Origin of the sequence: Providencia vermicola, from assembly GCF_010748935.1 — a bacterium.
Classification (GTDB): Bacteria; Pseudomonadota; Gammaproteobacteria; order Enterobacterales; family Enterobacteriaceae; genus Providencia; species Providencia zhejiangensis.
Map to the genome: position 1 here is coordinate 2,871,283 of NZ_CP048796.1, position 13,830 is coordinate 2,885,112.

The following is a 13,830-nucleotide window of genomic DNA, read 5'->3' on the forward strand; positions in this document are numbered from 1 at the left end:
AGATGAGTAAAAACAATGCGTTAACTACATTATTGAGTTTGGCTATTGAGGCTTCTGAGGAAGCCGCAAAGGTTTTAGCCCAAGTTAGACAAACGCAAGTACAGATGACTCAACAACTCAATATGCTAGAAAACTATCAGACTGAGTACCGACAAAAGCTCAATCAGACACTGCATAGCGGGATAGATGCCGATAAATGGCAAAACTATCAACAGTTTTTAGTGACATTAGAGCTGACAATTGAGCAACAGCAGCAACAGTTATCCCTATGGGAACAACGTGTCAATGAAGCAAACCGTCACTGGCAGGAAAAACAACAGCGGGTCAATGCTTTCGATACTTTAATTCAACGTGCTGAGCAGACTAAAAATCAGCGCTTAAGCCGATTAGAGCAAAAGCAAATGGATGAATATGCTCAACGTGCAACGTTACGGAGAAACCAATAAATGGACGTCAATACGCATAACGCCGCCAAGGCAGCCATCACAAACAGTAAAAATATCGGTAACGCACAACAAAACGAGCCGCGTTTTGAGGATAACCAAGCGCCTGCGGTGCCTTTTCAAGCTGTGTTGGATAACCAGCAGCCAGCGCCACAAAAAACATCGACTAATCATTCTACGTTAGAAAATGCGCCTAACAGCACCTCGGTGTCGACAAATACGCCGACAGCAGCGGCTGAGCGTGATACCTCACCGATTAAGGATAAAACTGAACACGCGATCGACCAGCTCAATTATAGCCGCCACATACGCAACGAAGCGAACCAACCGGCGTTACAGGCACAGTTACTGAACCAAGCAGATGCTGTCGAACAAGTGTGGTTAACCAACCTAAAAAGTGATTTAAATCAGCAAGCGCTTGCGTCGGTATCCACGAAGTTTGCCGATGGTCATCGTTCAGCTTTAGTGCCTTTTGCGCAAAAAACATCACCACTCAATAGCCAATTGGTCGCTAACCCCGACGCTGATGAGAGCATTGATTTTCGTGCACAAATGCAGCTAGCTGAAGATGAGGAGTCGACATCAATCGCGGCATTTATTAAAAACGAGAAACAAGAACGTAAAGACCAGCCGCTATTTTCCCTTAACGATAAACGCGAAATACCGGCTAAAGAGTTAACCCACGACTTTATGCCATTAAATAAAAAACTGACTGATAAAGACCCACTTTCTGTAACACAAAACGTCTCCGTTGTGGATAACAGTCAAAATATCAAAGGAGCATTTACATCAACTGTGGAGAATGGTTCCTTTCAGGTGACACCAACACAAACCGTGGTAGGCACAACTGTCAATTTGGCAGCACCACTCGTTAACTCACATGCAGCTTCCGCCAATATGCCTGTTGTGCCAATGCCATCCGGAGTGCCTTTAGGGAGTGACGCATGGCAACAGCAATTAAACCAACACATGTTGTTTTTCTCACGCCAAGGTATTTCACATGCGCAAATACGTTTACATCCAGAAGAGCTAGGCTCCTTGAATGTTCATCTGCGTATTGAAGATAACCAAGCGGTAATGCATTTTGTTTCGCCACATAGCCACGTACGGGCCGCCATGGAAACGATGATGCCGATGCTACGTAATGCGTTGCAGGAAAGTGGCATTCATCTTGCTCAAGGTTCTGTTGGGCAAGATAACTTTAGTGATCAAAATGGCTCAGATGCACATTCGCAAAACAGCCATGAACACCAACTTCATACCCGCCATTCTGTGGGAGGCGTTGTGAATAGTGACTCGGTAACCGCCACGCATATTACCTCGATTGCTCACTCTCGAGGAGGAATCGACACATTCGCTTAATTTTTAAACAAGAGGTGGTGATTTCCTATTTAAAGCGCCGAGTTACCCCCTTTTTGTTTCGTTTTTCCCCCCTTTAGTCTGGCTCAAGCAAGCCATAATGCTAAAGATACAAAATAAAAAGCCCATGTTGGGTTTGGTCTTCATAAATAGGAATTTTGCTAACATGTCGTCTTCAAGCAATGCATCTAAAAGTTCAAATAAAGGGCTGCTCGTACTGCTTACCCTTCTTGCCATTGCCGGTGTAGGTTTTGGTGGTTATACATGGTGGACAACACAGCAGATAGCAAAATCAGCAAATGAAGAAGACACCCCATCTAACATTAGCCAACCTATTTTTATGGATTTAGAACCTTTTACGGTCAATCTTCCCGGCCTCAATGAAGCCCCTGACCGTGTGTTGTATATCAATATCACATTACGTTTAGGCAATGAAAAATCACGTAAGCAACTGCATGACTACTTACCCGAAGTACGTAGCCGACTGCTATTACTGCTATCGGAACAAAAATCAAAAGTCCTCAGTAGTCATGAAGGTAAATTGCAATTAATGCAATCTATTAAAGACACTTTGTCGCCGACGATGATCCCTGGTGAAAAAGATCAGCAAATCACAGACGTACTATTTACGACATTTATTTTACGGTAATTCAGATGAGCGATAATATTTTATCTCAGGCTGAAATCGATGCGTTGCTCAATGATGACGCACCGGCGTCGAATGAATCAGCGACACAATCGAAAGACAAAGAACACATTCGTCCCTACGACCCAAATACGCAACGTCGCGTTATTCGTGAACGCATGCAATCTCTCGAAATTATTAATGAGCGCTTTGCTCGTCAATTTCGGATGGGGTTGTTTAATATGTTACGCCGTAGCCCAGATATTACTGTTGGGGGAATAAAGATCGAGCCTTATCATGAATTTGCTCGTAACTTGCCAGTTCCTACTAACTTGAACCTGATTCATATGCCGCCTTTGCGCGGTACGGCTTTATTCACTTTTGAGCCGGCCTTAGTGTATATCGCTGTCGATAACTTGTTTGGTGGTGATGGGCGGTTTCCCGTTCGTTCAGAAGGTAAGGAGTTCACCAATACTGAACAGCGCATCATCAACCGAATGCTAAAGCTAGCGCTTAGCGCTTATCGCGATGCTTGGAAACCTATCGCAGATATTGATGTGGAATATGTGCGCTCGGAAATGCAGGTAAAATTCACCAATATCACAACGTCACCGAATGACATTGTGGTGACAACCCCCTTTTTGGTTGAAATCGGCAATACCATCGGTGAATTTAGTATTTGTATTCCTATCGCCATGATAGAGCCTTTACGTGAACGGTTAATTAACCCGCCAGTAGAGCAAGGCCACCAAGAAAATGAGGCTTGGGTGAGTAATTTAGTCACACAAGTCAAACGTTCTGAGTTAGAACTCGTCGCGAATTTTGTCGATATTCCATTACGAATATCTCGCTTACTGCAATTGCAAAAAGGGGATGTTATTCCTATCGAGAAGCCAGATCGCCTCATCGTGAGCGTTGATGGTGTGCCAGTATTAACCAGCCAATACGGCGCGCAAAATGGCCAATATGCATTGCGTGTAGAACATTTGATTAACCCTGTTTTAAACACTCTAGATGAGGAAAGTACCAATGAGTGAGGCGAAAAATTCTCCTGATGCATCAACCAATCACGACAGTGAAGATTTATGGGCTGAGGCATTAGAGCAACAAAAGAAAGCGGAATCCGCCTCTGCCGGTGCACAGGCGTTTGCAAATCTCGATGGCCAAAATGCACTCAATCAGCTGTCTGATATTAACCTGATTATGGATATCCCCGTTCGTCTTTCAGTCGAATTAGGGCGTACCAAAATGACGATCAAGAAGCTATTAAGTTTATCGCAAGGGTCTGTCGTTGCGCTTGATGGATTAGCGGGTGAACCTTTGGATATCCTCATTAATGGCTATTTAATCGCCCAAGGTGAAGTGGTCGTGGTGTCAGATAACTATGGTATTCGCATCACCGACATTATTACGCCATCGGAACGTATGCGCCGTTTAAGTCGTTAATATGGCAATGGGGAGTGACATGAAAACAACACCATTTATTAGCCACACAGAACAGCCTAGCAGCCAAACGCCCCCGGCAATTAGCAACAGTGACAGCTTAGCGCAAATTTCAGGCGCTTTAGGCGGCATCATCTTATTGATACTCGCTGGCGCTTGGTTGGTAAAAAAAATCGGTTTTGCCCCAAAAAGTTTCGGTAAAAACCCATTAGTGAACGTGAAAAGTCACTGTTCACTCGGTAATAAAGAGCGTGTTGTGGTCGTTGAGATAAATAATGAATGGTTAGTGTTAGGTGTTACTGCACAATCCGTGAATTTGTTGCATCAATGCCCTGCTAAGCAAGCAACAACGTTAACATCGGTGACTGAACCACTGACATTTCAGTCTCTTCTGAAGAAAAAACAAGAAGCCGCTCAGCAAGCGGCCTCCAACATCTCCTCTTGTCAATAATTGGAAGCACACATGTTCCCTTTGAAATCTACCACTGTGATCGCTTCATTATTATTCATACTACCAACACACGCTCTGGCGGCTTTGCCTCCCATCATGAGTCAAACGCTACCTGATGGGGGTCAAAGCTGGTCATTGCCCGTTCAAACACTACTTTTTTTAACTTTGCTTGGTTTTATTCCTGCACTTTTGTTAATGATGACCAGCTTTACACGCATTATCATTGTGTTAGGTCTATTACGTAACGCTCTTGGTACCCCTTCAGCACCACCAAACCAAGTGTTATTAGGACTTGCGCTCTTTCTGACATTTTTTGTGATGTCACCTGTTGCAGACCAAGCTTATCGCGAAGCTTATCAACCGTTTAGTGAAGATAAGATCAGTTTAGAAACGGCTTTAGAACGGGGAACCGCCCCATTTCGTACCTTTATGCTAGGACAAACCCGTGAAACTGATTTAGCTCTGTTTGCTCGAATAGCAAAAGTCGGTGATATCCAAGAAGCTAAAGATGTTCCTATGCGAATTTTGGTACCAGCTTTTATTACCAGCGAACTCAAAACCGCTTTTCAAATCGGATTTACCATTTTTATTCCATTTTTAATCATAGACTTAGTGGTTGCTAGTGTTTTGATGGCGCTCGGTATGATGATGGTTCCACCTGCGACAGTTTCGTTGCCATTTAAATTGATGTTATTTGTTTTAGTGGATGGCTGGCAGTTATTACTCGGTTCTTTATCACAAAGCTTTTTTAATTAGCAATAAACATCATTTATTCATTGAGTTATTTAAATAAGGAATAACGATGACACCTGAATCAGTTATGGCAATGGGTACCGAAGCGATGAAGATTGCTTTAATGTTAGCCGCCCCATTATTGCTCGCTGCACTATTCGCGGGGTTGATCATTAGCTTGCTGCAAGCGGCTACACAGGTGAATGAAATGACCCTATCATTTATTCCTAAAATTCTCTCTGTTATCGCTGTCATTATTATTGCGGGTCCATGGATGCTCAATTTATTGCTGGACTATATGCGCACCCTATTCAGTAATTTACCATTCATCATTGGCTAATCATGTTAACGATGACTAGTGAAACACTCACTCTCTGGCTCAGCCAAGGCTTTTATCCTTTCATACGCCTTTTAGCGCTGTTCGGTACAGCGCCCTTTTTTAATGAAAAACAATCGATTACTAAAGTCAGAGTGATATTAGCTTTTTTTGTGATTTTGATCGTATCACCTCAACTTCCTGTCGTGAATATTCCATTATTTTCAGCAATGGGCTTATGGGTGATAGTGCAACAGCTGGTTATTGGCGTTGCTATAGGCTTAACCATGCAGATGGCATTTGCTGCTGTACGCCATGCAGGGGAAGTGATTGGTTTACAGATGGGATTATCTTTTGCCACCTTTTTCGACCCTACAGGTGGCCCTAATATGCCCATTTTAGGTCGAATTCTAAATCTGATTATGCTGTTGTTATTTCTCTCATTTGATGGACATTTATGGTTGATTTATATTCTTGTTCATTCATTTGAGCTGATCCCAATTCAGGTTTCGCCTCTAAATCGCGATGGATTTTGGTCATTGGTGCAATTTGCCAATAGCATTTTTATCAATGGGTTAATGTTGGCATTACCATTTATTACGCTATTTTTAATTCTTAACTTAGCACTGGGTATTCTGAATCGCATGACACCACAACTTTCTGTATTTGTGGTCGGTTTCCCACTGACACTCACGATTGGTATTAGCATGCTCGGGTTGATTATTTCAATTTTACCGCGTTATAGTGAACGCCTTATCCATCAAGCTTTTGAACAGCTTTCATTAATGTTTGGGTTATTTTCTGGATAAATAATACAGATGAATAATTTTAAAATAAGTAGTACCGCATATAACTACTTATTTGCACACCTATATTTCATTTAAACATTAATAAGAGTAAGTTAAACAGCAGCCTTAACTTAAGGTGCTTTGTTATAATAACTATTTCAATAAACATAATTAGTCCTTAACATACCTTAGTAAATAAAAAACCCATATTAACAGTAAAATTATCGAGGTTAAAATTATAAAAAACAACAGTCATTAAACATATAACCATATACCTATAATTGATATCAGTTGATAAATCATCATTTGTTCATCTGGCTAAAGGCTAACAAGCCTATAATAGCTATCACCTTGATATGGTTTATGTATTAATCTACCTGTACGGCAGTGAACGTTAACAGTAAAATCATCGATTTCTAAGCTGATAAGATATCAGTAAAATTAACATATATAATAAATAGTTAACGAGAAACATTTAAAAAGCGACTTAAATGTATTATTTTGAATATCAATAAAACTACATAAATTAATTTCAACATATCACGTTAAGTATTGATAAAAGTAACACACTCGCCTTAACATGCCAAATCAAATATTGATAGAGATAAAGTATCTAATAATTGAAATGATCACTCTTATTAATATGTATTAACCTCTATATCTCCGACTAAAACCTATTCATTATAGAAGTATTCTAATTATTCATTAATATATAGCGTCGATTTCGTGATTCCTAAGCTGCCTATACGGCAGTGAACCTTCTGTCTGCTCAGTTACTCTTGCATCGATCTTTCTAAGCTGCCTATACGGCAGTGAACGTGATGCTGCGGGTAACTTTATTGCGTTTGATTTTCTAAGCTGCCTATACGGCAGTGAACCAGGGAAATTTCCCTCAGTCGCATTATTCAAATTTCTAAGCTGCCTATACGGCAGTGAACTCAGCGAGATTGTGCATGATTGGTTTCTGTGTTTTCTAAGCTGCCTATACGGCAGTGAACTTGTTTCACCGTTTTTGATATATTCACCTATATTTCTAAGCTGCCTATACGGCAGTGAACATTCAGGTACTAAATTTTGGGTGGGAGAAATATTTCTAAGCTGCCTATACGGCAGTGAACCAGATAAAAGTTAGTATTTGTTGTATTCGCTCTTTCTAAGCTGCCTATACGGCAGTGAACATGTAAAATAATCTTTTACACGCAAATTTACTTTTCTAAGCTGCCTATACGGCAGTGAACTTATCACTACACCGGTCGTGCTGGATGATAAATTTCTAAGCTGCCTATACGGCAGTGAACGATTATCTTGTGTCTCAGCTGCTTGTTTGTCTTTTCTAAGCTGCCTATACGGCAGTGAACATGTAAAATAATCTTTTACACGCAAATTTACGTTTCTAAGCTGCCTATACGGCAGTGAACATGACTGTTGCTCTTTAAGTGCCGCAACTGACTTTCTAAGCTGCCTATACGGCAGTGAACTGACAATGCTTGTTAATCCTATTATATTTATATTTCTAAGCTGCCTATACGGCAGTGAACCTGGCGTATCCTCAGCACCTCTTTGCTGATCTTTTCTAAGCTGCCTATACGGCAGTGAACCCAAAACGCCAGCTCCGGTGTCCCATTCGCGGTTTCTAAGCTGCCTATACGGCAGTGAACTATCTTTTGTAACTGATACAATATTTCCTACCTTTCTAAGCTGCCTATACGGCAGTGAACGATAGCCTAGCAAATAAAATGCGTTAGACAACAATAAATTAAGCTAATTATTAGCTAAATACCTTCTTTTTTTACTACCTTAGTAACATCTTGTTTTATCAGAAATTTTTAAAGAGCAAAAATAAAAAGGTAAATAAAGGGTAAAACATACGAAGAAAAATACAATGGTTTGATAGGAAAAATATGAACAAGAGGGAAAAAGAAGTGGGTAAACCAATTAGCCAGCCTCAACCCAATTGAAGCTGGCTAATAAATTAGCGACCGCCAAACAGTGACATGCTATTTAAATCTTTAAAAATATCCTGAGACGCTTGGAACATTGCCATCTCTTTATAATAGTCTGATGTTGCCCCTGTCCAATTTGTATCTAACAAATTACTCATACGCTGACTATTTTGAATACTGCGCGTATCTGCAAGGAAATCTAACTTATCAATTTCTTGCAATTGCAACCCTTGCTTAGCCTCAATGTTTGAAATCTTATCTAACGCCGATTTAATTGCTGAGTTCGCCTCACCCAATGCTTTTTGAGCAGCCTCTCGCTCAGCTTGAGTCGCATTTTCTTGTGGTGTTTTCAATGCAGCAATACCTGCATTTAATCTTTTAAACACCTCAACCGTATTCGTGCTATCTGTTGTAAATACTTGAGCACCAGTGAAATAGGTTGTCATTTCGCGATCGCTCGATACATTCTGCATAATCGCTTTATCGCCGCCTTTATAGATCACTTCACCACTTGCATCGACCTCAAATGGGGGCTTATCCGATTTAAAACCAGCAAAAATATAACGGCCATTACCATCGGTTGTATTACCCAAAGCAACCAACTGGTCCTTTAAACCACTTAATTGTTCTGCGAGGGATAATCTATCGCTATCGCTTAAACTGGCTTGGTTGGAAGCTTGAATAATAGTTGTATCGATTTGAGTTGTTATATCCGTCATTTGAGTCAAAATACTCATTTGCAACAACATACCGGTTTTTGCGAACCCTCGGCTTGCGACATATTGCTGATTACGGTTTTCTGACTGATTAATTCGTACCGCCTGTGAGGATGCTTGAGGGTCATCCGATGGCTTACTCACTCGTTTTCCCGACGCTAATTGACTGCCTGCATCCATCCAACGTGCTTGTGCATTGTTCATGTCTTGCAAACGTTGGTGATAAATCATATTAGTACTTAAACGCATAATAGAATCCTTTTTAATTCACTGAAACTTAGAACGCTCTCATCAAGGCATTGAACAGGTCATCAACGGTTTTTAGTACCTGTGCATTGGCATTAAAAAACTGTTGGATTTTTTGCATCTGAATACTTTCTTCGTTCATATTGACGCCAGAAATAGCCTGCTGCTGCTCATAGAAGCTTTCTGTCATTTTATTTTGTGTTTCGGAATCAATTTGCGCTTGCTTTGTTTGGTTACCAACATCATTGACGATAGTGGCGTAATAATCTGAGAATGTCGATGTTCCCCCCACTAATTTTTGATCTTGGAGTTTTACTAGCTCTTTTAAATTTTCATTATCACCAGGGCCACTACCTTTACTGCCCGCAGCAGCAAAATTTGCCGCCTCACTCACCAACGTCTGCATACCGTTGATGACACCATTGACTGGTTTTACTAAGAATGCGTCACCACTTTGTGCATTATTATTGCTAATCTTCAACGCAATACCATCAAACTTCAGTGTATCCGCGGTTGACGCATCCACAGTGACTTTAGTCCCTTCTGGTAACCTTGTGACATCCCAATTTTTACCATCGAAGCGCATCTCATAATTATTACCCGTCACTTGAGAGACATCACTGTAGTGAAAATCGAAATCCGCTTGGCCCCGATTAAAGGTATTGCTGACGACATTCCCTTTTCCAATTTCGAAAAAGTCCTTACCTGTATTGCCGTTAGCGTCAAAGCCCTTTTGATGGATCTCATTAAATTTACTCGCAAAGACCAATGCTAATTTATTGATTTTTTGATAAGCAGGATCAATAACTTCTTTGCGTGAACGTAAAACACCACTGAGCTCGCCACCACGAAATGCATCATCCGGAATTTCTCGCGCTTGCCCATTCGCTCCCACAAACCCAATACTGAAACGGCTATCATCTTGTGAGGACGGAACCGCTTCTAAACGGTTAGCGTGTTCCCCTGTGACTAATGGCAAGCCATTTGCGAAGGTAACGTTATAATTCCCATTTTGTTCGATGACTTTTACACCAACTAATGAGTTAATTTCACTGACTAAGCGATCACGTACATCAAGCAGGTCATTCGGTTCGGAACCACTCACAGAGCGTACTCGAGCAATCTGCTGGTTCAGACCTGCGATTTTTTCCGCATAGGTATTAATGTCTCTCACCTTAGTTTCAATTTGGCGATTAACATCACGCTCCATGTCTTGCAGTCGTCGATTTGCTTCTTTAAATTGACCAACTAATGCATTTGACTTACCCAAAAAAACATCAATCAGTGTCTTATCACTCGCATCACTACTCGCAGCATCAAGAGCAGTAAAGAAGCTACCGATATTACTGGAAATATCTTCGATATCATTAGTGAGCAAATCATCAACTTGGCTACTGTTTTTCGCATAAGCCTCATATTCACCACTACGAGCCCGTGATTGACCGTATTGCTGGTTGATAAACTCATCAAATTCGCGGCGAACATGGCTGAAATAGGTACCGTTACCAAAATAGCCGTTAGGTGTCATTGTGCCGGGATTCTCCCCGAAAACAGCACTTTGGCGGTGATAATAACCGACACCAGCGTTAGCTAAGTTATTAGAAATAACACTTAACCCACCTTGTGCCGCATTCACACCACTAAGCGCATTATTCATTACATTATTCAGCATAAGCTTTTCCTTTATCTGGTGCTTATCGCCATGGCTTATCGATGAAACCGTCGCAATATCAACCCAAATTTTTTCATTGCTTTAGTTATCGGAAAAATGCCGTAAACATTTAGTGCTTACGGCACCTTTCTAATAAAAAATTAAAAAATATCACTGAGATCGACGGTATACGCTTGAACCGCTTTCGAGGCTGTTTTATCGACCCCATGATGACTACGAATTTGGTTAATCAAAGCAATTAACTTATCCGAGTAGTTAGGGTCTGTTGCATAACCGGCTTGATGTAAACGGCGTGCCGCAACTTCCGGTGATTGCGCATGCTTAACGCTGTGATAACGAGGGTTTTCGGTGAGTAAATTAATATAGTCCGCAATCGCTTCTTCATAAGAAGCATAAACGCGAAAATTATCACGCATTTTCATGCTTTTACCGTTAATCACCTCGGTCGTCATAATGTTAGTCACAGGTCCTTGCCAGCTTTTCCCTGCTTTAATACCGAATAGGTTATGACTGGCTTTCCCTTCTGCCGTTAAAATTTCTCTGCGACCCCAACCACTTTCCAGCGCGGCTTGAGCAAGCACTAACAGAGGCGATATACCACTTTTTTGACTCGCGGCTTTGGCTGGCTCAATAAGCTGACTGATAAAGTTTTGGCTATTTAGCGAGAGGGATTTGACTTTTCCCATTGGTGATGACAATGCATCACCTAATGGCGCAAAACGGCGTACAATTTGAGCCATTGCTGGATTAGGCAGCGAATCCAGTAACTTACTCTCCATACTGAATGGCTTTATTGGTTCTTCGGGGGAGGAAGTCTCACCTTGAGTTTGTTTTAACTGCTGATACATCATTTCGCCGAACCCTAATCCTTTATTCGACAAATCTTGAGCAATTTGTTGATCATACATACTGGTCAGCATGCGTGTTTGATCGCTGGAAAATAAGCCATCTTGAGGTAGCGCATCACGCATACTTTTCAACATCATTTGCACAAATGTCGCTTCCAGTTGTTGGGTGACTTGACGTAACCCTTTATCTGGGGAATCAGCAATTTCACGTTTTAGGCTACTGAGCGACTGCAAATCAAATGCCGCACCTTGCATGAGTTGCATATCATTCATTAGATGATCTCCAACTTAGCACGTAAACAACCCGCGCTCTCCATCGCTTGTAAAATAGACATTAAATCTGTTGGCGTTGCGCCTAAAGTATTCAGCGCCTGTATGACTTGGTTCAGCTGTACACTTGCGTTCACTTTTTGTAGCGCGCCACCTTGCTCACGAAGGCCGATATTCGTATTACGCGTCACTACGGTTTGTCCGCCAGCAAACGGCGTGTCCGGTTGGCTCACTTGCGTTTGCCTATCAACCATCACAGATAAGCTGCCATGTGCCACGGCACAGCTTTCTAATGTCACACTGCGATTGATCACGACTGAACCTGTACGCGAGTTAAGGATAACTTTCGCTTCAGCAATCGGCGTGCGAACGTTCAACTCTTGGACTTGTGCAAGAAAACGTACTTGCTCACTATTCGTCATCGGCACACGTAACTGTACTGTGCGAGAATCTAATGGTGTTGCTGTACCTGCCCCACGTAACCGATTGATCGCATCACTAATATCTTGAGCTAATGTGAAACTATCGTCATTAAGTTGTAGATTGATTACACCATTTTGGCCGAAACTCGTTGGGAGCTCACGTTCTATCGTGGCTCCTCCAGTGATCCGCCCACCAGCCAATTGGTTAACTTTGATACTACTCCCCCCCGCACTGGCGCCTGCTCCCCCGACTAAAATGTTGCCTTGTGCCATCGCATAAATTTGTCCATCAACCCCTTTCAAAGGCGTCATTAGCAATGTTCCTCCGCGTAGGCTTTTCGCATTCCCCATTGAAGAAACAACAACATCGAGTGACTGACCAGAACGTGCAAAAGGCGGTAATTTAGCGGTGACCATAACGGCCGCCACATTTTTCAATTGCATATTGGTGCCAGGAGGAACCGTGATCCCCATCTGAGATAACATGTTACTCAAGCTTTGGGTGGTAAATGGCGTTTGCATGGTTTGGTCACCCGTGCCATCCAGCCCGACCACCAATCCATAACCAATTAACGCGTTATCACGCACACCCTGCACCGTAGTTAAATCCTTGATGCGCTCACCATTAACGGGGGCAACAAACACACAGAGTAGTGTCAGCAGAAGGGTCACTAATTTATTCATTCGATTATCTCTACGAGTTTACAGCTCAATTTTCACCTTAATAAGGCGAAACATTTAAGAAAAAGCGTTGCAACCAGCCCATGGTTTGTGATTCGTTAATATAACCATCACCGACATATTCAATACGTGCATCCGCCACTTGTGTGGAACTGACATTATTATCCGCACCAATTGTTCGAGGGTTCACAACACCCGAAAAGCGAATCGATTCTGTACCTTGATTGATAGCAATACGTTTTTCACCAACAACATGTAAGTTGCCATTCGCTAAGAGTTGATCGACCGTGACGGTGATTGTGCCTTTAAATGTATTATTAGCATTCGCTCCTCCCTTCCCCGTAAAATCGCTACTTCCTTTCACATCCAATTCGGTATTGCTACCCCCTAACCAACCCTGCATAAAACCGGGTAAAATGGCGGCTAAAAAACCTGTTTTGCCACTACGATTCGCATTGGCCGATGAGTTCTTACTGGCGCTAACATTCTCTTGCAAGTTAATCGTTAAAATATCCCCCACATTACGAGGCCGCCTATCTTCAAACAGTGGTTGATAGCCATAATATGCAGGCTGTGCACTTTGAAAAATGGCGCCATTAGGTGCAGGTGCGGTCGGTGCTGTCGGTAACGCACTTGTCTGCGTATCCACCAGAGGACGAGGTTTGACATAAGCGCAGCCACTGATAGCGAATACCAATGTCAGCACGAGAACCTTACTGGGTGAAAATAATGAATTTTCCTTATTTTGAGGGACAATACCGCTTTTCATCATCATGGTGCTCTTTAGCTGCTGTATCTGTTTTATCATCACGTTGAATTCCCTCTCATTCGCCAAATGACAACCTGCAATCATCCGCAAATTGCCATTTAGCTTG

14 protein-coding genes and 1 CRISPR repeat array are annotated in these 13,830 nt (G+C 42.0%); of the genes, 9 read left to right on the forward strand and 5 right to left on the reverse strand.

Annotated features, from left to right (window positions below; all coding sequences use genetic code 11):
- The first annotated feature begins 2 nt into the window (after positions 1-2).
- The 9 genes from fliJ to fliR all read left to right on the forward strand — a co-directional run bounded on the left by fliJ (position 3) and on the right by fliR (position 6,178).
- A complete protein-coding gene (gene fliJ, locus G3341_RS13005) occupies positions 3-446 on the forward strand; it encodes a flagellar export protein FliJ (RefSeq protein ID WP_154623798.1) in 444 nt (147 codons plus the stop codon).
- On the forward strand, positions 447-1,805 hold the full coding sequence (locus G3341_RS13010) for a flagellar hook-length control protein FliK (RefSeq protein ID WP_163862332.1): 1,359 nt from the start codon (positions 447-449) through the stop codon (positions 1,803-1,805).
- A gap of 163 nt (positions 1,806-1,968) precedes the next feature.
- Positions 1,969-2,451: a flagellar basal body-associated protein FliL gene (fliL, locus tag G3341_RS13015; protein WP_163862334.1), complete on the forward strand. Its 483-nt coding sequence runs from the start codon at positions 1,969-1,971 to the stop codon at positions 2,449-2,451.
- 5 nt (positions 2,452-2,456) lie between these two features.
- Positions 2,457-3,464: a flagellar motor switch protein FliM gene (gene fliM, locus G3341_RS13020; protein ID WP_154623801.1), complete on the forward strand. Its 1,008-nt coding sequence runs from the start codon at positions 2,457-2,459 to the stop codon at positions 3,462-3,464.
- The gene (fliN, locus tag G3341_RS13025) at positions 3,457-3,873 is read left to right on the forward strand and encodes a flagellar motor switch protein FliN (RefSeq protein WP_154623802.1); all 417 of its coding nucleotides are present in this window, start codon (positions 3,457-3,459) and stop codon (positions 3,871-3,873) included. Before fliM ends, fliN begins: the two co-directional genes overlap by 8 nt.
- A 19-nt stretch (positions 3,874-3,892) precedes the next feature.
- A complete protein-coding gene (gene fliO, locus G3341_RS13030) occupies positions 3,893-4,321 on the forward strand; it encodes a flagellar biosynthetic protein FliO (protein WP_154623803.1) in 429 nt (142 codons plus the stop codon).
- Between the two features lie 12 nt (positions 4,322-4,333).
- Complete coding sequence (gene fliP / locus G3341_RS13035; protein ID WP_154623804.1) at positions 4,334-5,077, forward strand: flagellar type III secretion system pore protein FliP; 744 nt, start codon at positions 4,334-4,336, stop codon at positions 5,075-5,077.
- A 46-nt stretch (positions 5,078-5,123) separates the two neighbouring features.
- Positions 5,124-5,393 (forward strand): flagellar biosynthesis protein FliQ, encoded by a 270-nt coding sequence (fliQ, locus tag G3341_RS13040; protein WP_163862337.1) that lies wholly within the window; start codon positions 5,124-5,126, stop codon positions 5,391-5,393.
- A 2-nt stretch (positions 5,394-5,395) separates the two neighbouring features.
- Positions 5,396-6,178 (forward strand): flagellar biosynthetic protein FliR, encoded by a 783-nt coding sequence (fliR, locus tag G3341_RS13045; protein ID WP_154623806.1) that lies wholly within the window; start codon positions 5,396-5,398, stop codon positions 6,176-6,178.
- A 709-nt stretch (positions 6,179-6,887) separates the two neighbouring features.
- Positions 6,888-7,875: a CRISPR direct-repeat array (repeat unit 28 nt; unit sequence TTTCTAAGCTGCCTATACGGCAGTGAAC).
- Between the two features lie 254 nt (positions 7,876-8,129).
- Here fliR and flgL read toward each other — a convergent pair.
- From flgL to G3341_RS13070, 5 genes are all read right to left on the reverse strand, one after another.
- Positions 8,130-9,065: a flagellar hook-associated protein FlgL gene (gene flgL, locus G3341_RS13050; protein ID WP_154622985.1), complete on the reverse strand. Its 936-nt coding sequence runs from the start codon at positions 9,063-9,065 to the stop codon at positions 8,130-8,132.
- 28 nt (positions 9,066-9,093) lie between these two features.
- Entirely contained in the window at positions 9,094-10,734 is a 1,641-nt protein-coding gene (gene flgK / locus G3341_RS13055; protein WP_163862340.1) for a flagellar hook-associated protein FlgK, read from the reverse strand.
- Between the two features lie 140 nt (positions 10,735-10,874).
- Entirely contained in the window at positions 10,875-11,855 is a 981-nt protein-coding gene (flgJ, locus tag G3341_RS13060) for a flagellar assembly peptidoglycan hydrolase FlgJ (RefSeq protein ID WP_163862343.1), read from the reverse strand.
- Positions 11,855-12,958: a flagellar basal body P-ring protein FlgI gene (locus G3341_RS13065; protein WP_154622982.1), complete on the reverse strand. Its 1,104-nt coding sequence runs from the start codon at positions 12,956-12,958 to the stop codon at positions 11,855-11,857. The genes flgJ and G3341_RS13065 overlap by 1 nt, the downstream gene beginning before the upstream one ends.
- Positions 12,959-12,995: 37 nt before the next feature.
- Positions 12,996-13,763 (reverse strand): flagellar basal body L-ring protein FlgH, encoded by a 768-nt coding sequence (locus G3341_RS13070; RefSeq protein WP_375097498.1) that lies wholly within the window; start codon positions 13,761-13,763, stop codon positions 12,996-12,998.
- Positions 13,764-13,830: the final 67 nt, after the last annotated feature.